The following is a 19,470-nucleotide window of genomic DNA, read 5'->3' as shown; positions in this document are numbered from 1 at the left end:
GGGTGCCGGCTGGTGGCGGGGGGCGCGTCCGCCGCGCCTCTGACCTCCTCCCGCCGCCGGGGTGCCCGCCCGCGTACCGGGTACTACTTCACGTCGACGAAGTCACCGGCGGCCGAGACGGCCGGGGTGGTGGACGTACCGGCGAAGCTGTAGCGCCAGTAGCCGTCGGCCGAGGCCTTGACGGTGGTCTTCAGGGCCCCGGTGGAGCTGGAGGTGACGGTCTTGACCGTCGTGTAGCTGGTGGCGTTCTTCGCGCGGAACTGGAGCTTCACGGGCTGGTTGGTGTAGCCCTTGTAGGTGTTGGTGTCCCAGTGGGCGCGGGTCAGCTTGCCGGTGACCGTGAGGGTCGCGCCCTTCTTGACGGGCTCCGGGGCGGCGTTCACGGTCAGCTTCGAGAAGCGCTGGAGCGATGTCTTGGCGACCGCGTAGTTCTCGATGACCTCGCCGTCGTTGGTGAGGGCGGCCGCACCGATGGTCCACGAGCCCGCGTCCGAGTTGTACAGGGACGCCGGGTCGAAGGTGACGGTCATCTTGCAGGTGGTGGTGGTCGCGTCGACCGCCGTGCAGTCGGACGCGTCCTCGTTCTGGCTGATGCCGATGCTGTCCGGGTCGTCGATGGACGGGCCCTTCCAGACGTAGGCGTAGATGTCCGAGACGCCGGTGGCGGTGACCGACAGGCTGTAGGTCTGCGGCGTCTTGGTGCCCGCCACGGCGGGCTTGCCGCCGTTGAGGACGGCGGCAGTGATCTTCGCGGCGCCGGCCTTCGCGGTGGCGCCGAACGAGCTCTTCGCCTTGCCGGACTCCGCCTTCGCGGGCTGGGAGGCCGAGAACGGCTGGGGCACCGACCACGAACGGTCGTCTTCGGCCTGCGCGGCCGGTACGGCGAGAGCGGACAGAGCCAGGGCGCCGGAGACGGCGGCCACGGTGGCACGGATACGCATGTGTTCCCCAAGTGGAGAAGGGGCCCCGGGGCACGTCGTCAGCCCGGGCGGGGCCCAATCTGGTCCAGGAGCCTGTTGGCTCACAGGGGTAGACAGGCGAAACACGTGAACAGTTGTGCGACCGAATGAACTTTCTGTGAAAGGAGTGAAGATCGCATCGGAGCGCCCCCTGTCACCGCGGCCACTCCAGCCACTCCCATCACTCCAGCCACCTGCGCACCGCCCGTCACACCCGCCCCACGGGCCGCGCCCTCTCAGTCGAACCAGCGGTCCCGTCAGTCGAACCAGCGGTCCCGTGCCAGCTCCTCCGTGCGCGACGGGTCCTCCAGCAGGGCCGCGACCTCGAAGCGGCGGGGCCACTGGCGAGCCGCCCACGCCAGCCCCGCCGCGACGCCCTCCAGGGTGGCGGCGTGCACGACGCCGTCCGGGGTGCGGCGCCAGTCCAGTTCGACGCCGCCCGCGCGGAGTTCGGGGTGCTCGATGTACGTGTCGGGGGTGGCGGGGCCGAGCAGGACGCGGACCGACTCCGGTACGCGGTGCTCCTCGCCGTCGCTGGTGACGTCCGCCTCGACCGTCTCGCCGAGCCGCCGCACCTGGAGGAGGTCGGCCAACTCGGCTGCCCGCGAAGGGGCTACGGGGAGCAGGGGCAGCCCCTCCGTCAGCGGCAGCACGTCCGGAGCGTCCGCGATCACGGCGTCCGCCGCGTCGACCACCGCGACGTCCCCGTCCACCACCGCGCGCAGCTCGTCCGGCAACGTCACCTGGTCCGGGTCCAGTTCGGCGAGGGCCGTGTAGAGCGCGTGCAGTTGTACGGGGGTGACGGGGCGGTCCTCGTCGGCGAGGCGGCCCAGCAGTTCGGCCGCGCCGCCCGGCTCGTCCAGGAGGGCGGCGACCGAGGTACGCACCCCGAGGGCCCGCAGGACCTGAGCGTCGTCGAAGCCGGTCGCGTCCACCGCGTCGTACAGCCCGGCCAGCAGCGGGTCACCGCCCGCCGAGCGGAGTCCGGCCGGACGGCGGCCGTCCAGCACGGGGTGGTCCCGCAGCCACCACGCGGTGTACGGGCGCACGGACTGCGTCGTGCCGTCCGGGAGCAGCACCCGCACCGGCTGCGTCAGCGCGTCGCGCAACGGCGGCTGCGCCAGCAGCGCGAGCGCCTGGGGCCAGGCGTCGTCGTCGACCAGGTCGAGATCCCGTACGGCGACGATCTCGGTGGCGACCGGCGGTACGGGTGTCTCGGGCAGCTGGTCGAGCAGGTCCTCGCACCAGACGTCGACGGCGTCCAGCAGGCCGGCGTCGTCGGGTTCGGCGAAGTCGCTGTCCCGGGGCTCCAGTTCGTCCGGATCGAGGACGACGTCGGTGGCGCGTACGAGGGCGAAGGTGGCGAGCACCCCGCAGGCGGTGAGGGGTGCCTCGCCCCAGCGGTCGGCCAGCTCCTGGTCGACGAGGGCGAGTTCGCCCTCCCGCATGATCTGCGCGAACGGGCTTCCGGGGAGGACGAGTTCGCCGGCGGGGGCGGGCTCGCCCTCCTCGTCGGGGAGGGCGAGCGCGCCGAGCCAGGGCTCGTCTCCGGGGGTCAGTTCGGCGTCCCGGACGAGCGTGAGCACCGTCTCGGCCAGCTCGTCGGCGTCGAGCGCGTCCTCGTCCCAGATCTCCCCCGCGTCCAGCGATCCGGCGACAGCCGCCCGCACTTGAGGGGTCGTCAGCACGGCCCGGGGTGTGGCGGGCAGTGCGCCCAGCTTCTCCAGCAGCGGGTGGGCGGCGTCCGGGTGGGCGACCTTCAGCCCGAGCCGGGAGAGGCGGCCGAGGACGGGGCCGGTGAGCGCGTCCGGGAGGGGCAGCAGGATCTGGCGCGGCCCGATGGTGGTGCGCGGCGGGCGGCCGGCCTGCTCGTCCTCCGGGTCGCCCGCGAGCGGCACGGGGAGGCCGGTGAGCCGGTCGGGGTCGGTGCCCGCGAGGCTGTCGTAGAGCCGGTGCCACCAGGCGGGGTCGCGCTCCAGACCGGCGAGTCGGTCGATGGCCTCGGTGAGGGGCACCCGGGCGACGCCGAGGGTACGCAGCTCGGGGCGGCGCTCAAGCCCTGCGGGCAGCAGACAGGGCAGCACCTCGGCGAGCACCCGTACGGTCTCGGCCCCGACGCCCTCGACGACCTCGGCCTCGACGGGCCGCAGGGCGGTGGTGCTCTCCGTACGGTCCTGGTCCCGGTCCCAGTCGTCGCCCCAGCCGCTCTCCGCCTCCGGCTCCCGGGGTGCGGCGGGCTCCAGGAACGCGATCCGGGGCAGCCGGGCCAGGATCGCGCCGCGCAGGGCCCCGTCCAGCGCGCCCTTGCCGAGCTGGCCGGGCACCAGGTCGATGGTCCCGGTCGACACGGGCCGCCAGCCGCCCAGCAGCTCGGCGTACGCGTCGGCCGCCCGCTCCACCAGGAAGTCCGTCAGCGGCCCCGGCGCGGGGTGCCTGCGGGCGGTGTCCAGCGGGAGCGAGGCGATGAGCAGGGCAGGAACGCCGAGGGGTTCGTCGGTGGGGGTCGGGGCGTGCACGACCGGTGCCGTACGGGGGTGGAGCGGGGCGCCGGACTCGTCGACCGGGACCGCCCAGGTCACCGACCAGTGCGGGCGCAGCCGCTCCTCGACCGGGCGGTCGGCGAGCAGGGCGGGCTCGATGGGCCCGTGGTGGAGGACGGTGCGCCAGCGGCCCAGACCCCGCGCGGAGTCGTCGATGTGCGTGTACGGGCCGTGCTGCGACCGGGTCAGGGTCCGCGTGCCGTCCGGGGTCTCGATGACGACCTCGTCCAGGCCGGGCAGCGTGAGCAGCAGCGCGTCGTCCACGGCGGCCAGCAGCCGGGCCACCAGGTCCTCGGCGGTGCCGTCGCGCAGCGGCAGCACGACGACGGTGTCGTACCCCTGGGGCGCGGAGCCCTCGGCGGGCAGCGGAAGGCGCAGCAGCGGTACGTGTCCGTCGCGGCGGCGCAGCTCGTCCCCGAGGCCGGGGGAACCGACGGCGGCCTGGCGGGCCATCTCGCGCGCCTCGGCCAGCGACCAGCGGACGCCGCCGTGGCGGCCGAGCACGGCCGGTTCGTCGCTGACCGCGAGGACGGCGGCGAACCCGACGCCGAAGCGGCCCACCGCGGACTCGTGGCCCTCGCGCTTGGCGGAGGCCCGCAGGGTGGACAGGGACTCGACGCCGGTGGCGTCGAGGGGTGCGCCGGTGTTGGCGGCGGCCAGCACGCAGCGTCCGTCCGGGTCGCCGGGGGCGGCGGGGTGCAGGGTGAGGCGGAGCCGGCCGGGGGTCCTGGCGCGGGCGGCGGCGTCGGCGGCGTTCTGGGCCAGCTCGACGACGAGGCGGTCGCGGTAGCCGCCGAGCGCGAGGTCCTCCTCGGCGTTGGCGTCCTCCCGGAACCGGGCGGGCCCGGCGCCCCACGCGTCGAGCACGCCGCGCCGCAGCCGTGCCGTCCCGAACGGATCGGCCCCCTCGGTCGCCTTGATGCTCACGCTGTCGACTCCGTCCGCCGTGGTGGGTGGCCCGCGCATGCCTGTGCGGCCCAGTGTGCGCCCGAAGGTACCGCGCAGGCACCTCGGCCTTTCAAGCCCGTCCGGCGATCCGTTTCAGCCCGTCCGGCGTTTGAGGACGGAACCATGGTGGTGGACCGGGGCGCCGCATTCCAGCCCGTCCGGCGTTTGAGGACGGAACCGTCGATGGGGTGCCGGGTGCCACCGCAGGGCCCTGCGCACCAGGAGCCTGTGGTGGCGACCGCTGCCCCGGCCAAGGGTTCCGTCCTCAATCGCCGGACGGGCTGGGTGGTGCGGCCGGACGGGCTGAACAGGCAACCCGACGCCGGGCGGGCAGAGGGGTGCGGGCCCCTCAGGAGTGACCGAGGTCCTCCGAGGCGCCGTCCGGCTCGGCGGGCACCGAGCCCTCGCCCCGCTCCGGCCGCAACGCGTACGCGTCCACCCGCATCGTGTCCAGCGCGTGATCCGCCGGCCGAACCGGCTTCGGCATCACCGCCGCCTCCGAGTGCCCCCCGCACCCGTACGCCAGCGACACCACATGCCCGTCCGCCGGACCGAACTCGTTCGCGCACACCCCGAACGCCTGCTTCAGCGAGCCCGCCATCGGGATCAGGAACGCGCAGCTGACACACGTCGCCGGCGCCGCCTGCGCCATCGGCGTCTTCGGGCCGAACGCCTCGTCCCACCGGTCCGCCGCCTCGTACAGCCCGTACCGCGACAGCACCCGCGCCCGGCGCGTACCCAGCTCCTCGGCCACCGCGGCGATGGAACCCCGGCTGGTCGCGGCCACCGGCCGGTCCGTCAGCTCGGCGTCCTCCGAGTCGACCAGCTCCGCCAGCTCCTCGGAGACGATCGAGTTCGGCGGCGGCTCGTCCTCGCCGGTCCAGCCCGGCTCCAGGCGCAGGTCCTCCGCCTCGGTGGGCAGCAGGTCGCCGGGGCCCATGTCGCCGGGGCGCAGCCGCTCGCTCCACGGCACCCACTCCGGAGCCAGGAGCGCGTCCGTCCCGGGCAGCAGCACCGTTTCGTCCAGGGTGACGTTCTTCGCGCGGGAGGCCCGCGCCACCGTCACCGCCCAGCGCCAGCCCCGGTAGCCGGGCTCCTTGGCCTCGAAGTAGTGCGTGACGACCCGGTCCCCCTCGGAGACCACGCCGACATGCTCACCGACCACACCGGGCGCGGCGGCCTCCTCGGCGGCCGCGCGCGCGAGGTCCACCGCCTCGGCGCACAGGCGGTCGGGAACGGGGGTCCGGGCCGTACGGCTTCGCGTCGTCGTCGCAGCACTCACAGGTCTTCGCTTCTCTCCATACGCCAGTCTCACGAGCGCGCCAGCTGCTGCACGATTGCCGTTTTCGGCCAGACAAGTGCGGGCGGAGCGGACCTGGGGACCGCGTCGACGTCCACACCCGTTGTGCCTGCCTCGGGCGCGCCTTCTGCCACCCATTCTGCGGGATCGCCGAGAGGCGCGCGGCCAAGAACAACCGCCGGTGGCGCGTTACGCACGCTACCCTCTCCGCCGCTCTGCGCCCACCTGCCCGTCCCAAACGTGCCGTATCCGTTCCCGACGGGTTCCCGCCCACGCCGATACCGCACGGCGCCGGCCCGCTCGTCCGACAGGGCGTCACGCACCGCGTCCCACGCGAGTCCACGGCCGATCACCGTTCATACCGGCCGGGGTTGGGGCACTATGACGGGGTGACTGCCGCCAGGTCGCACGACGGTCCCGGCCCGCTCCGCAGGGCGGGGCGGGCGACGGGTCATGCCCTGCGCGCCCCGTTCACCGGCACGGCGCGCTCCATCCGCAAGGCGACGCACGCCCACGGAGCGGGCGAGTCCGGCCTCGGCAAACTGATCGAGCTGCACGCCGTGAACGGCGCGGGCGACGTCATGATCACGGTCGCTCTCGCCTCCACCGTCTTCTTCTCCGTGCCGACCGACGAGGCGCGCGGCCGGGTCGCGCTCTACCTCGCCATCACCATGGCCCCCTTCACTCTCCTCGCCCCGGTGATCGGCCCGCTGCTGGACCGGCTGCCGCACGGCCGCCGCGCCGCGATGGCGGGCGCGATGCTGGCCCGGGCGCTGCTGGCGATCACCATGTCGGGCGCGGTCGCCACGGGCGGTCTGGAGCTGTATCCGGCCGCGCTCGGCGTCCTGGTCTCGTCGAAGGCGTACGGCGTGGTGCGCAGCGCGGTCGTGCCACGGCTGCTGCCACCGAATTTCTCCCTGGTGAAGGCCAATTCCCGGGTCACCCTGGCCGGGCTGCTGGCCACGGGGGTGGCGGCCCCGATCGGGGCCGGCCTCCAGACCATCGGCTCCGCCTGGCCGCTCTACGGCGCGTGCGCGATCTTCGTCGCGGGGACCTTCCTCGCCTTCACCCTGCCGCACAAGGTCGACTCCGCGAAGGGCGAGCGCCGGGCGCGGCTCATCGTCCCGCACCACGAGGAGAACGCGCCGCGGCCTGCCCCCGGCAGGGCGTCGGGGCGGACGGGCAGCACCCGGGCCGGGCTGCGCAGGCGCGGCGGCAAGCCCGGCAGCGGGGAGAAACCGGCCAAGGAGCGGCCGCCGGGCCTGCGGTCCGTCGGCGGGTCCGTCCTGCACGGGCTCCAGGCCAACGCCGCGCACCGGGCCCTCTCCGGCTTCCTCATCTTCTTCCTGGCGTTCCTGCTGCGCGAGCACCCGCTGGCCGGGCAGAGCGCGGCTGTCTCGCTCGGCATCGTCGGCGTGGCGGCCGGGGTGGGCAACGCCTGCGGTACGGCGGTGGGCTCCTGGCTCCGGGCGCGCGGACCCGAGGTGATCATCGCCACCGTGCTGGGCCTCGCGCTCGGCGTGGCGGTCCTCGCCGCGGTCTTCTTCTCCACCCTGCTGGTCGCCGCGCTCGGCGCGGTCGCCGGCTTCACCCAGGCCCTGTCCAAGCTGTCGCTCGACGCGATGATCCAGCGGGACGTGCCCGAGGAGGTCCGCACCTCCGCGTTCGCCCGGTCCGAGACGTTGCTCCAGATGGCGTGGGTGGTCGGCGGCGGTATCGGCATCGCCCTGCCGCTCAACGCGGTGCTCGGCATGTCGGTCGCCGCGGGCATCCTCGCGCTCGGCGCGGTCACGTCCGTACGGGGCCTCCTGGGGGCCGCGCGGCGCGGCACGCCGCACCCCCGCGTGGCGTGAGCGGAGGCGACCGATAACCTTCGGCCCATGACCGTTGCGTTCTTCTCCGGTAAGGGCCGTCGAATCGGCGTCGCTCTTGGTGCCGTGTCCGCGGGACTCCTTGTCCTGTCCGCCTGCGACAAGCCGACGCCGCTCGCGACCGTGACGGTCGGCAGCGACTCGGTGAACACCGAGGCCGCCTGCTACGACGACGGCAACCCGATCAAGGAGTCGCTGATCCAGGGCTGCCTGAACAAGAAGGCCGACAAGACCGTCAAGATCTCCATGGACGACAAGGTCCGCTTCGGCGTCGACCCCGAGATCGCCGAGAACGGCTGGACGCTCTTCATCAACGGCCAGCAGGCCGAGCAGGAGCCGTACAAGAACACGTACCGGACGATCCCCGGAAACGCGTTCCTCGCCAGCCAGACGGGGGAGACCTCCAAGGAGACGACCGTCTCCATCGTGGAGACCAAGGGCAAGAAGCTCACGGGCGTGTGGCAGTTCAAGTTCGAGAAGAAGGACTGACCCTGCCGGACCGGGGCCGCCCCTTCGCCCTGTTCCGCCTGTTCCGCCCTGCTGCTCCTTGTGCTGCTCCCCGTCCTCGACTTTGAGGCTGACTTCCGTGCGTGTGCTCGTCGTGACCGCTGTCCCGGTGGAACGGGACGCGGTCACGCGTGCGTTCGGGGGTGCGCCGGAGTCCGTGGCGCTGCCGGGGGGCGAACTGCACCGCTGCGGGGCGTTCGACGTCCTGGCGGGCGGTGCGGGCCCGGCCGCGGCCGCCGCGGCCACCGCCTTCGCCCTCGCATCCGGGGCATCGGCCCCGGAGCCGTACGGTCTCGTCGTCTCGGCCGGGATCGGCGGGGCGTTCACGCCCCTGACCCCGCTCGGCTCGCTGGTCGTGGCGGACGGCATCGTCGCCGCCGACCTGGGCGCGGAGACCGCTGACGGCTTTCTGCCCGTCACCGCGCTCGGCTTCGGCCGGGACCGCTTCACCCCGCCGCCCGCCCTGGTACGGAAGGTGGCGGTCGGCACCGGTGCGACCGCCGGCCCGGTCCTCACCGTCTCCACCGTGACCGGCACCGCCGAACGCGCCGCCGCCCTGCTCGCCGCGCACCCGGGGGCGCTGGCCGAAGCCATGGAGGGCTTCGGGGTCGCGGAGGCCGCCGCCCGGGCCGCTTTGCCCGCACTGGAGCTGCGGGCCGTCTCGAACGCGGTCGGCCCGCGCGACCGGGACGCCTGGCGCATCGGCGACGCGCTGGCGGCGCTCACGGACGCGTTCGGGAAGACGGCACCCGTACTGGAAGGCTGGAACAGCCACGAGGACCTGGAAGGTTGAAACCGGCATGACGACCAACACCGACACCGCGGCCAGCGGCAGCCCGGCCGGGGACGCGATCAGGATCGCCTACTCCCCCTGCCCCAACGACACCTTCGTCTTCGACGCCTGGGCGCACGGCCGCGTCCCCGGCGCGCCCCCGCTGGACGTGACCTTCGCCGACATCGACATCACCAACGGCATGGCCGAACGCGGCGAGCTGGATGTCCTGAAGGTGTCGTACGCGGTGCTGCCCTGGGTGCTGGACGAGTACGCGCTGCTGCCGTGCGGCGGGGCGCTGGGCCGGGGCTGCGGTCCGCTGGTCCTCAGCAAGGAGCTGGGCCTCGACCTGACCGGCCGGACCGTCGCCGTGCCGAGCGAGCGCTCGACGGCGTACCTGCTGTTCCGGCTCTGGGCGGCGGAGATGGTCCCGGGCGGCGTCGGCGAGGTCGTCGTGATGCCGTTCGACGAGATCATGCCCGCCGTACGGGACGGCAAGGTGGACGCGGGCCTGGTCATCCACGAGGCCCGCTTCACGTACCGGAACTTCGGTCTCCACAATCTCGCCGACATGGGGCGCCACTGGGAGGACACGACCGGTCTCCCGATCCCCCTCGGCGCGATCCTCGCCAAGCGTTCGCTCGGCGAGGAGACCCTGCGGCTGCTGGCCGACTCGATCCGCAGCTCGGTCCGCCTCGCCTGGGACCACCCGGAGGTCTCCCGGCCGTACGTCCTGGAGCACGCCCAGGAGATGGACCCGGCCGTCGCGGACCAGCACATCGGGCTGTACGTGAACGAGTTCACCGCCGACCTCGGCGAGGACGGCTACGCGGCGGTCCGCGGCCTCCTGACCCGCGCGGCGGCCGAGGGCCTGGTCCCGCCGCTGGGGCCGGACGCGCTGGCGTTTCCCTGACGGCCGGGGCCGGCCCACATGTCGAGCCTGTGGGCCGAACCGGGCCGGCTACACGTCGAGCTGGTCGGCGACCGCCCTCAGCAGGCCCGCGATCTTCGCGCCGGCGGCCTTGTCCGGGTAGCGGCCCCGCTCCAGCTGGGGCGTGATGTTCTCCAGGACCGTCGTCAGGTCCTGCACGATCGACGCCAGCTCGTCCGGCTTACGGCGCTGGGCGGCCGCCACGGACGGCGTGGGGTCGAGGACCACCACGGAGAGGGCCTGGTCGCCGCGCTGGCCCGCGACCACGCCGAATTCCACGCGCTGGCCGGGCTTGAGCGCGTCGACTCCGTCAGGGAGGACCGACGAGTGGACGAAGACGTCGCCGCCGTCGTCGCGGGAGAGAAAGCCGAAGCCCTTCTCGCTGTTGAACCACTTGACCTTGCCGGTGGGCACGTCTGTCCTTGTCCTCGTACTCGTCGGTGTGCGGAAGAGCCGGCCCTCGGGAAGGACGAGGAGAACGGCTCCGGATAGCAGTACAGCGGGTCACCACGACCCGCCGGGTTCCAGGCTAATGGCCCTACGGCCGGTGACAAGACGTCGCCGGAGAGTTCCTCCGGGCTGGGAACTACCCTGGTGGCGTGAGTACTACTCCTTCAGGCGCAGGCGACCGGCTCGTTCAGGTCGGCGCGATCGTCTTCTTCGTCGGCGCAGTGGCCACCCTGGTCACCGTGGCCCCCCTGTTCCTCGGCACGGACCCGTTCCCGCCGATCGCGTACGGCGTCTGCATGCTGATGGGCGTCGGGTTCCTGATCGCCGGGGCGGGCGTGGTCCGCTCGGCATGGGTGAACTCGCCCAAACGGGCCGCGAACCCGTAGCCGGCGTGCCTAGGCTCGGTCCCGTGAACCACGCAGCACGTACCTCGCACGCCCCGCTCCCGGGCCCCGGCTGCGCCGTCCCGGGCAGGACGGCGGAGCACATCGACGATCTCCTGGTGCAGGTCGCGTACGGCAGCGAGGACGCCCTCGGCCGGCTCTACGACCTGCTCGCCCCGATACTGCTGGCGCTGCTGCGCACCCGGCCGGCCACCGCCGACGACGCGCCCGACGTGCTGGTCGAGGTCTTCACCGGGATCTGGCGCGACGCCCCCGCCTACACCCCGGGGCCGAACGGCCTGGAATGGGTCCTCGACCGGACCCGGGAACGGGCGGCGGTCTAAGCCCGGGAACGAGCGGCGGCCCAAGGGGCCGGCCGACCGCCGCTACGCCGCCCGGTCCGCCTCGAAGGCCGTCAGCCAGGCCGGGAAGCCCGTCAGGTCCTCCAGCACCACGTCCGCGCCCGCCGTCCGCAGCTCCGCCGCGTCGCACGGCCCCGTCGTCACCCCGACCGACAGCGCGGCGGCCACCCGCGCCCCGCGCACGTCTCCCGTGTGGTCGCCCACGTACACCTGCGCGCCCTGCTCCCTCAGCGCCTCGCCCTTGGCCTCCGCCCACAGCGAGCCGATCACCGTGTCCGGCTCGATCCCGAGGTGAGACAGGTGCAGCTTCGCGTGCACCTCGTTCTTCGCCGTGACGACGATCGCCCGGCCGCCAAGGGCCTGGACCGCGGCCACCGACTCCCGCGCCCCGGCGAGCGCCGTGCTCGGGTCTATCGCGTGGTCGGGGTAGGCCGCCCGGTAGAGGACGGCGGCGGCGGGCACCTCGGCCGCCGGGAACCAGTGGGCCAGTTCCGTCTCCAGCGGCGGGCCGAGGCGGCTCACCACCAGGTCGATGTCGATGGGCACCCCCGTCTCCGCGACCAGGACCCGGAAGGCGGCGGCGATGCCGGGGCGGGAGTCGATGAGCGTCATGTCGAGGTCGAAGCCGACCGTCAGGGGGTGGTGGTCGGGGTGGTGAACCGTGGAAGTCATGACTGCCATTGTGCCGACCGCCGGAGGCGGCCCAGAAGCCCCGTCAGGACCGGCGTCAGGACCGCCGTCGGGACTGCCGTCAGGACTCCGTCGGGACCGCCATCGGGGCCGAAATGCCGCCGCCTAGACTGAGGCGCGCACTTAGCCAAGCCTTACCGGCCCGGCCCGGCACGGCCCGTCCCCCCTCGCCTTCCGCGTCCGTCTCGATTGGGTCAGATGACAGCGTCAACGCCTGTGCGGGCCGCCGCGCCACCCGGTGCGCCCCGCGTACCCCGCCTCTCCCGACGCGCGACCGCGACGGCCGCGGCCGTCGTAGCCCTGCTGCTGGCGGTCCTGCTGAGCCTCGCCGTGGGCGCGCGTTCCATCCCGCCGGGCGAGGTCGTCGACGCCCTGCTGCACGGCGGGCACTCCGACGCCGCCGAGGTGATCCGCACGATGCGGGTGCCGCGCACGCTCATCGGGCTGATGGTCGGCGCGGCGCTGGCCCTCGCGGGCACGGTGCTCCAGGGCATCACCCGTAACCCCATCGCCGACCCCGGCATCCTCGGCATCAGCCAGGGCGCGTCGGTGGCCGTGGTGATGGCCATCGCCTTCGCCGGGGTCCACACGCTCACCGGGTACGTGTGGTTCGCCTTCGCGGGCGCGGGCGTCGCCTCCGTCGCCGTGTACGCCATCGCGTCGAGGGGGCGCGGCGGCGCGACGCCGGTGAAGCTCGCGCTCGGCGGTGCGGCGATCAACGCGCTGCTGGTCTCGGTGACGATGGGGATCCTCACGACGAAGGCGTCGGCGCTGGACGAGTTCCGCTTCTGGCAGGTCGGTTCGATCGCCGGGCGAGAGGCGGACGTCGTCCAGCAGGTGTGGCCGTTCCTCCTGATCGGCGTCGTCCTCGTGCTCTCCGTCGCCCGCGGCCTGGACGCGCTCGCGCTCGGCGAGGACGTGGCGAAGGGGCTCGGGCAGAACGTCGCGGCGGTCCGGATCACCGGCGGTATCGGGGCGACCGTGCTGACCGGGGTCGGGGTCGCCGCAGCCGGGCCGATCGCGTTCATCGGTCTCGCCGTCCCGCACATCGCCCGCGCGGTCGTCGGCAACGACCACCGCTGGGTGCTGCCCATGGCGGCGCTGATCGGGCCGGTGATGCTCCTGGTCTCGGACGTCGTCGGCCGGATCGTGTTCCCGCCGAGCGAGGTCCCGGCGGGCGTGATGACGGCGCTGATCGGGGTGCCGTTCCTGGTCGCCCTCGTACGCCGGAAGGCGGTGCCGGCATGAGCGACACCCGTACGCCCGAGAAGGCCGTGAAGTCCGCACGGGTCCGGCCCGCCGGGTACGCCGTCGTGAAGGCCGGGCCGCGCGGCCGGTTCCTGCTGCACCGCAGGGCGTCCGTGGTGGTGACGGCCCTGGTCGTCCTCCTGGCCGCCGTCTGCGTCGCCTACCTCTGCGTCGGGGAGAGCTTCGTCGCGCCCGGCGAGGTCGTGAAGGTGATCCTCGGGCAGCCGTCGTCGGCCGAGCTGGTCGTGGGCACGCTGCGGCTGCCGCGCCTGGTCGTCGGGCTGCTGGTGGGCGCGGCCTTCGGGGTCGCCGGGGCGCTGATCCAGACGGTCGCCCGCAACCCGCTGGCCAGTCCCGACATCATCGGCATCAGCCAGGGCGCGAGCGCGCTCACGGTCGGGGCGATGACCTTCGGCATCACCTCGTACACGGTCCTGCCCTACCTCTCCGTCATCGGCGGGGTGGCCGCGGCGGCGCTCGTGTACGTCTTCGCCTGGCGCGGCGGTCTGCACGCCACCCGCTTCGTCCTCATCGGCATCGGCTTCGCCGTCGCACTGCGGTCGGTGACCACGCTGTTCCTGACCAAGGGCGACTACCTGGTCGCCCAGCAGGCGCAGATCTGGATGACCGGTTCGCTGAACGGGCGCGGCTGGTCCGAGGCCGCCCCGATCGGCTGGACGCTGCTGGTGCTGCTGCCCGCCATCGCCTGGGCGGCCCGCGCGCAGCGCACCGTGACGATGGACGACGACACCGCGACCGCGCTGGGCGTACGCCTGGGGCGCGTACGGCTCGGGCTCGTCGCCCTCGGGGTGGTCCTGGCGTCCGTGGCGACGGGCACGGCGGGCCCGGTGGACTTCGTGGCGCTGCTCGCCCCGCAGGTCGCCCGCCGGATGACCCGGACCGCGCAGATCCCGTTGCTGTCCTCGGCGCTGCTGGGCGCGGTGATCGTCGTCCTCGGCGACCTGCTGGCCCGCAGGCTGTTCTCGCCCACCGAACTGCCGGTGGGCGTCCTCACGGCGGCGGTCGGCGCCCCGTACCTGATCTGGCTGATCATCCGCGGTCACCGTAGCCGCAGTGGAGGCACCGCATGAGCCCGAGCCGAAGCACGAACGCGAGCACGGGCCCGGCCCCGAGCCCGACGACCGGAACCGCTCGGCGCGAGAGCAGGCTGGCCGCCCGCTCCCTGACCCTCGCGTACGAGGACCGCACCGTGGTCCACGAGCTGGACCTCACCGTGCCGGACGGGCAGGTCACCGTCATCGTCGGCCCGAACGCCTGCGGCAAGTCCACCACCCTGCGGGCGCTCGGCCGGCTGCTGAAGCCGCGCGGCGGGGCGGTCCTGCTGGACGGTACGGAACTGGCGCGGATACCGACGAAGGAGATCGCCCGGTCCATCGGGCTGCTCCCGCAGACCCCGGTGGCGCCCGAGGCGATCACCGTCTCCGACCTCGTTGCGCGCGGCCGCCAGCCGCACCAGAGCTGGTGGCAGCAGTGGTCGGAAGCGGACGAGCGGGCGGTGACCGACGCCATGTCCCGTACGGATGTGACGGCGCTGGCCGAGCGGCCGGTGGACGAGCTGTCGGGCGGTCAGCGCCAGCGGGTGTGGATCGCGATGGCGCTGGCCCAGGACACGGACCTGCTGCTGCTCGACGAGCCGACGACGTATCTGGACATCGCGCACCAAGTGGAAGTCCTGGACCTGGTACGCCAGTTGGCGTCCCCCGCCGCGGACGGCACCCGGGGCCGTACCGTCGTCACCGTGCTGCACGACCTCAACCAGGCCGCCCGGTACGCGGACCGTCTCGTCGCCATGAAGGAGGGCCGGATCGTGGCGGAGGGCGCCCCCGGGGACATCGTCACCGCCGAACTCGTCGCCACGGTCTTCGGCCTGGAGGCGGTGATCGTCCCGGACCCGGTGACGGGCTCGCCGCTCGTCGTCCCGGGCGCTCCGTGGACCCCTTCGACGCCCTCCGCTCCGGCCTCCTCCGTCTCCGCCTCAACCTCCGCCCCGACTCCCGGAAAGGTCCTCTGACCATGACTCTGCGCAGCTTCCGCCCCCGTGCCCTGGCCGCCGTGTCCCTGACGGCCGTCGCCGCGCTGACCCTGGCCGCCTGCGGCTCGTCCGACGACTCCGGTTCCGACTCCGCTTCCGGCTCCGACGCCACCCGTACGGTGAAGACGGCGATGGGCGACGTGGAGGTCAAGAAGGCCCCGCAGCGGGTGGTCGTCCTGGACACCGCCGAACTGGACTCGGCCCTCACCCTCGGCGTGAAGCCGGTCGGCGCGACCCACGCGGACGTGACGTCGGGCTTCCTGAACTACCTGCCGAAGGACCAGGTCGCGGGCATCGAGGACGTCGGCCAGATGATGACCCCGAACCTGGAGGCCATCGCCGCCCTGAAGCCCGACCTCATCCTCACCAGCAAGGTCCGGCACGGAGACAAGTACGCCGAGCTGTCCGAGATCGCGCCGACCGTGATGACGGAGAACACCGGCTACCCCTGGAAGGAGAACTTCCAGGTCCACGCGGAGGCCCTCGGCAAGGAGGCCGAGGCGGAGATGGTCGCGGACGGCTACGCGGACCACGTGGCGGACGTGACGAAGGCGCTCGGCGGCAAGGAGAAGGTCGGGGCAACCGAGGTCAACATGGTCCGCTTCGTCGAGGGTGCGGACATCCGCATCTACGGCAAGAAGAACTACATCGCCACGATCCTGGCCGACGTGGGTCTGGGCCGCCCCGCGATCACCGACAAGGCCAAGGACGGCTTCTCCTACGACGTCAGCCCCGAGAAGATCGACCTCGCGGACGCGGACGTGGTCTTCCACTCGACGTACGGCGACCCGAAGAAGGCCAAGGAGACGCAGACCACCGGCAGCGGCCTGTGGAAGAACATGGACGCGGTGAAGAACGACCAGGTCTTCGCGGTCGACGACCAGCTGTGGATCCAGGGCATCGGCTACACGGCGGCCGACAAGATCCTCGGCGAACTCCACAAGAGCCTGGCGAAGTAGCCGTCTTCCCGGCCCCGGCCCCGGCCCCGGGCTCGGGCCGATGGAGCCGCGCCCTCACCCCGTACGCCTCCGCGCCCGCCACACCAGGTAGAGCGCGGGGGCGACGGCGGCGACGCGGACGACCACCGGCCAGGTCTCCAGCAGGACGTCCCGCATCGCGCCCTCGCGGATCGGCTCGCCCCAGCGCCCCTCCATCCGGCCCCAGATCCATACGAGGGCCGTGGCCGCCACCACGCCCGGCAGGCCGAGCGCCGCCCACTTCGCCTCCGTACGGGAGAGGGTGCGCGAGCTGTACGCGATCAGCCAGCCGCCCGCCAGCGGCAGCCAGGAACCGGTGACCACCCCGGCGACGAGCAGGACGGCGGCCAGGAGCAGCAGCGGGTGGGCGAAGCCGCCGCGAGGGCCGGGGGCGGCGACCACGGGCTCGGCGACGACGGGGGCGGGCTTGCGGCGGCGGAGCTTCACGAGGCGCAGGGCGCGGCGGCGCGCGGCGGCGCCTTCGGCGCCGGCGGCCTTGCCGGCGCCCGCACCCGCACCGGCACCCGTACCCGCCGAACCGTCTCCCCCTTCTTCCTTCTCGTCCTTCGTACCCTTCTTGTCCATGTCGACAGGCCTCGGCCGCCTGCCGAGCAGCTCCGGGGCCTCGATGCCGCCGAAGAACCCGGGGATGGCGGTCCCCTCGTCGAAGGGCCCCGGCTCCAGGCGCCACCAGTCGGCCGCGTCGTCCGCGCCGCCCTGCTGGTCCTGGCCGAGCATGTGCGGGGCGGAGGGGTCGGGCCAGGAGCGGACGGGGGCGTCGTCGGAACCGGGTGCGTCGTCGGGGGCGGGCCCGGGACGCGGCACGGCGGCGGCACCGGTTCGCTCCTCCGGCGCGCCCCCGCCATCACGGTCACGGCGCGACGCGCCCCACCCGAATCCGGCTTTCGGCTTCCGGGGAGCCGGAGCCTCCCGCCCCTCGTCCGCGCCGGGGCCGGCCTCCTTCGGCTCCTTGCGCAGCAGCCCGCTCCGGGGCCGGGGCAGCCCCCGCCGCTGCGGCTCGCCGCTCCCCTCCCCCGTCCGGGCGGACGGCAGCGGGACCGTGCCGTCGGCGGACCGCGCCGCCGCGGCGACCAGTTCGTCCGGGCTGCCCAGCCTCCCGATGATGCGCCGCACGGTCGCCGGGGAGTCCGCGCCCTCCGTGGCCCGGCGGCGGTCGATCTCGCCCCGCAGCGTCGAGACGAGCCGCATCCGGGCGCCCGACGAGAGCTGTTGCTGCTGAGCCAGGTCGCCGACCCGGCTCAGGTAGTCGTACACGAGCTGGTCGCTCTCGATCCCCACGCGGTGCATCCCCTCTACCCGGCCCTGCCCCGACGGTAGCGTTCCAGCGGCTACCGTGGGACGGATGGGGACGACCACACCACCGCGCACGCTCGCCGAAGCCCTGCGCGCCCGGGGCGACGAATCGCTGGCCGGGCTGCTGCGCGCCCGCCCCGACCTCCTCAACCCGGTGCCGAACGACATCACCCAGCTCGCCACGCGGGCCGGCACCCGGGCGTCCGTCGTCCGCGCGCTGGAGCATCTGGACCGGTTCGCGCTGCAGACCGCCGAGGCACTGGCGGTGGCCCCGGACCCGGCCCCGTACGACACGCTGCTCTCCCTGCTCACCGGCGACGGACTCGACGACGGCGACCAGCGCGACGACGTGGGCGCCGCGATCACCGCCGCGCTGCCGGGCGCGCTGGCGACGCTGCGCGAACAGGCCCTGGTCTGGGGCGAGGACGACCGGCTGAGGCTGGTGCGCACCGCCCGCGAACTGCTCGCGCCGTCCCCGCAGCACCACTCCCCCACCGGCCTGGGCCCCACGGTCACCGAGGCGACGGCGGGCATGTCGCCGGGCCGCCTGCAGGAGATCCTGACGGCGACGGGCCTGCCTGCCACGCACGACCCGGTCTCGGCGGTGGCCGCGCTGTCCGCCCTGTTCACGGACCGGACGCGGATGGCGGGGCTGCTGGACACGGCCCCGGTGGAGGCGCTGTCGGTGCTGGACCGGCTGGTGTGGGGCCCGCCGTACGGGGAGGTCACGCCCAACCCGACTCCCCCCGTGAAGTGGCTGCGCGACCGGGGCCTGTTGCTGCCGGTGTCCACCCGCACGGTGGTGTTGCCGCGCGAGGCGGCGCTCCACCTCCGCGCCGGGCGCGCGCACCGGACGCCGGAACCGGTCCCCCCGGTCGTCGCGGCGGCCGCCGAACGCGATCCACAGGCTGTGGACAGGGCGGCGGCTGGCCAGGCGTTCACGGCGCTGTCCACGATCGAGGAGCTGCTGAAGCTCTGGAACGGCGGCGGCCCGGCGATCCTGCGCGCGGGCGGCCTGAGCGTACGGGAGCTGAAGCGCGCCGCGACGGCGTTGGACGTCACCGAGCCGATCGCCGCGTTCTGGATCGAACTGGCCTACGGAGCGGGCCTGTTGGCATCCGACGGGGAGACCGACGAGCGGTACGCGCCGACGCCCGCGTCCGACGAGTGGCTCGACCTGTCCGCCGAGGACCGCTGGACGCACCTGGCGACCGCCTGGCTCGCCGCCACCCGGACCCCGGGCCTGGTCGGCGGCCAGGACGCCAAGGGCCGGGCGCTGTCCGCGCTCGGCCCGGAGCTGGACCGCTCGGCCGCCCCCGACGTGCGCCGCCGGGTCCTCTCCCTCTTCACCGAACTCCCGCCGGGCACCGCGCCGGACGCCGAGTCGCTGCTGCGACGACTGCGCTGGGAACGCCCGTTGCGCGGCGGAGCGACCACCTCCACCACCTCGACCTCGACGGAGGGGGCGGACCTCCGCTCCCGCCTCGCCCTGTGGACGCTCAACGAGGCGGAGCTGCTGGGCATCACGGGCCGGGGCGCGCTCTCCGCACAGGCCCGCGCACTGCTGGAGGAGGGCGAGGAGGCGGGGGCGGCGCTGCTCGCCCCGCTGATCCCCGACCCCCTGGACCACGTCCTGCTCCAGGCCGACCTGACGGCGGTGGCGCCGGGCCCGTTGGAACGCCCTCTCGCGGAGACCCTCTCCGTCCTGGCCGACGTCGAGTCGAAGGGCGGGGCGACGGTGTACCGCTTCACGCCCGGCTCGGTGCGCCGCGCCCTGGACGCCGGCCAGGCGGCGGCCGACCTGCACGCGTTCCTGGCCGCGCACAGCCGTACGCCGGTACCGCAGCCGCTGAGCTACCTCATCGACGACGTGGCCCGCCGCCACGGCCACCTGCGGATCGGGGCGGCGTCGGCGTACGTACGCTGCGACGACGAGGCGGTCCTCAACGAGATCCTGGCCGACCGCCGCTCCACCGGACTCCGGCTCCGCCGCCTGGCCCCCACGGTCCTGGCCTCCCAGTCCGACCCCGGCTCCCTCCTCGAAGCCCTGCGCGACATGGGGTACGCCCCGGCCGCCGAATCCGCCGAGGGCGACGTCCTGATCACCCGGACCGGCGCCCGCCGCACCCCGCCCCGCACACCCCCGGTCCCGGTCCCGGAAGGCC

The 19,470-nt window shown here is 74.0% G+C and carries 17 protein-coding genes; 11 read left to right on the top strand and 6 right to left on the bottom strand.

From position 1 onward, the window contains the following. Positions 1–83 precede the first annotated feature (83 nt). From JS521_RS13705 to JS521_RS13695, 3 genes are all read right to left on the bottom strand, one after another. A complete protein-coding gene (locus JS521_RS13705) occupies positions 84–941 on the bottom strand; it encodes a calcium-binding protein (protein ID WP_205083187.1) in 858 nt (285 codons plus the stop codon). 275 nt (positions 942–1,216) lie between these two features. Continuing rightward, complete coding sequence (locus tag JS521_RS13700) at positions 1,217–4,420, bottom strand: sacsin N-terminal ATP-binding-like domain-containing protein (RefSeq protein ID WP_205083206.1); 3,204 nt, start codon at positions 4,418–4,420, stop codon at positions 1,217–1,219. Between the two features lie 376 nt (positions 4,421–4,796). Further along, positions 4,797–5,729 (bottom strand): DUF3027 domain-containing protein, encoded by a 933-nt coding sequence (locus tag JS521_RS13695; RefSeq protein WP_307847868.1) that lies wholly within the window; start codon positions 5,727–5,729, stop codon positions 4,797–4,799. A 407-nt stretch (positions 5,730–6,136) separates the two neighbouring features. Between JS521_RS13695 and JS521_RS13690 the strand changes: the two genes are divergently transcribed. The 4 genes from JS521_RS13690 to JS521_RS13675 all read left to right on the top strand — a co-directional run bounded on the left by JS521_RS13690 (position 6,137) and on the right by JS521_RS13675 (position 9,810). Continuing rightward, on the top strand, positions 6,137–7,600 hold the full coding sequence (locus tag JS521_RS13690) for an MFS transporter (RefSeq protein WP_205083185.1): 1,464 nt from the start codon (positions 6,137–6,139) through the stop codon (positions 7,598–7,600). A gap of 27 nt (positions 7,601–7,627) precedes the next feature. After that, positions 7,628–8,107 (top strand): DUF2771 domain-containing protein, encoded by a 480-nt coding sequence (locus JS521_RS13685; RefSeq protein WP_205083183.1) that lies wholly within the window; start codon positions 7,628–7,630, stop codon positions 8,105–8,107. A gap of 97 nt (positions 8,108–8,204) precedes the next feature. Beyond that, positions 8,205–8,918 carry a futalosine hydrolase gene (locus tag JS521_RS13680; protein WP_205083182.1) on the top strand — a complete coding sequence of 238 codons (714 nt, stop codon included), beginning with the start codon at positions 8,205–8,207 and terminating at the stop codon, positions 8,916–8,918. Positions 8,919–8,925: 7 nt separating this feature from the next. Continuing rightward, positions 8,926–9,810, top strand: coding sequence for a 1,4-dihydroxy-6-naphtoate synthase (locus JS521_RS13675; protein ID WP_205083180.1), 885 nt, complete (start codon positions 8,926–8,928; stop codon positions 9,808–9,810). A gap of 48 nt (positions 9,811–9,858) precedes the next feature. On the opposite strand, the gene JS521_RS37200 is transcribed toward JS521_RS13675, so the two are convergent. Then, positions 9,859–10,242, bottom strand: a complete 384-nt coding sequence (locus JS521_RS37200) for a cold-shock protein (RefSeq protein WP_205083178.1) — start codon at positions 10,240–10,242, stop codon at positions 9,859–9,861. Positions 10,243–10,427: 185 nt separating this feature from the next. On the opposite strand from JS521_RS37200, the gene JS521_RS13665 reads away from it, so the two are divergent. Both JS521_RS13665 and JS521_RS13660 read left to right on the top strand, forming a co-directional pair. Further along, on the top strand, positions 10,428–10,664 hold the full coding sequence (locus JS521_RS13665; RefSeq protein ID WP_205083177.1) for a hypothetical protein: 237 nt from the start codon (positions 10,428–10,430) through the stop codon (positions 10,662–10,664). A gap of 23 nt (positions 10,665–10,687) precedes the next feature. Continuing rightward, complete coding sequence (locus JS521_RS13660) at positions 10,688–11,005, top strand: hypothetical protein (protein WP_205083175.1); 318 nt, start codon at positions 10,688–10,690, stop codon at positions 11,003–11,005. Between the two features lie 42 nt (positions 11,006–11,047). Here the strand turns inward: JS521_RS13660 and JS521_RS13655 are convergent, their stop codons facing one another. Further along, entirely contained in the window at positions 11,048–11,695 is a 648-nt protein-coding gene (locus JS521_RS13655; RefSeq protein WP_205083174.1) for an HAD family hydrolase, read from the bottom strand. A gap of 216 nt (positions 11,696–11,911) precedes the next feature. Here JS521_RS13655 and JS521_RS13650 point away from each other — a divergent pair, with 216 nt between their 5' ends. Genes JS521_RS13650 through JS521_RS13635 form a run of 4 tightly spaced genes read left to right on the top strand, consistent with a single transcriptional unit; the run spans position 11,912 to position 15,973 of the window. Next, positions 11,912–12,961 (top strand): FecCD family ABC transporter permease, encoded by a 1,050-nt coding sequence (locus JS521_RS13650; RefSeq protein WP_205083172.1) that lies wholly within the window; start codon positions 11,912–11,914, stop codon positions 12,959–12,961. Continuing rightward, the gene (locus JS521_RS13645; protein ID WP_205083170.1) at positions 12,958–14,052 is read left to right on the top strand and encodes a FecCD family ABC transporter permease; all 1,095 of its coding nucleotides are present in this window, start codon (positions 12,958–12,960) and stop codon (positions 14,050–14,052) included. The genes JS521_RS13650 and JS521_RS13645 overlap by 4 nt, the downstream gene beginning before the upstream one ends. Then, entirely contained in the window at positions 14,049–14,993 is a 945-nt protein-coding gene (locus JS521_RS13640) for an ABC transporter ATP-binding protein (protein WP_205083168.1), read from the top strand. The genes JS521_RS13645 and JS521_RS13640 overlap by 4 nt, the downstream gene beginning before the upstream one ends. A 2-nt stretch (positions 14,994–14,995) precedes the next feature. Beyond that, the gene (locus JS521_RS13635) at positions 14,996–15,973 is read left to right on the top strand and encodes an ABC transporter substrate-binding protein (RefSeq protein WP_205083167.1); all 978 of its coding nucleotides are present in this window, start codon (positions 14,996–14,998) and stop codon (positions 15,971–15,973) included. Positions 15,974–16,027: 54 nt separating this feature from the next. Here JS521_RS13635 and JS521_RS13630 read toward each other — a convergent pair whose 3' ends face one another. After that, positions 16,028–17,299 (bottom strand): hypothetical protein, encoded by a 1,272-nt coding sequence (locus tag JS521_RS13630; RefSeq protein WP_205083165.1) that lies wholly within the window; start codon positions 17,297–17,299, stop codon positions 16,028–16,030. Between the two features lie 55 nt (positions 17,300–17,354). Between JS521_RS13630 and JS521_RS13625 the strand changes: the two genes are divergently transcribed. Next, positions 17,355–19,470, top strand: a 2,116-nt coding sequence (locus JS521_RS13625; RefSeq protein WP_205083163.1) for a helicase-associated domain-containing protein, incomplete at its 3' end; no start/stop codon positions are given.

The organism is Streptomyces durocortorensis (assembly GCF_016901035.1).
GTDB lineage: Bacteria > Actinomycetota > Actinomycetes > Streptomycetales > Streptomycetaceae > Streptomyces > Streptomyces durocortorensis.
This window is presented reverse-complemented; position numbering and strand designations above follow the sequence as displayed.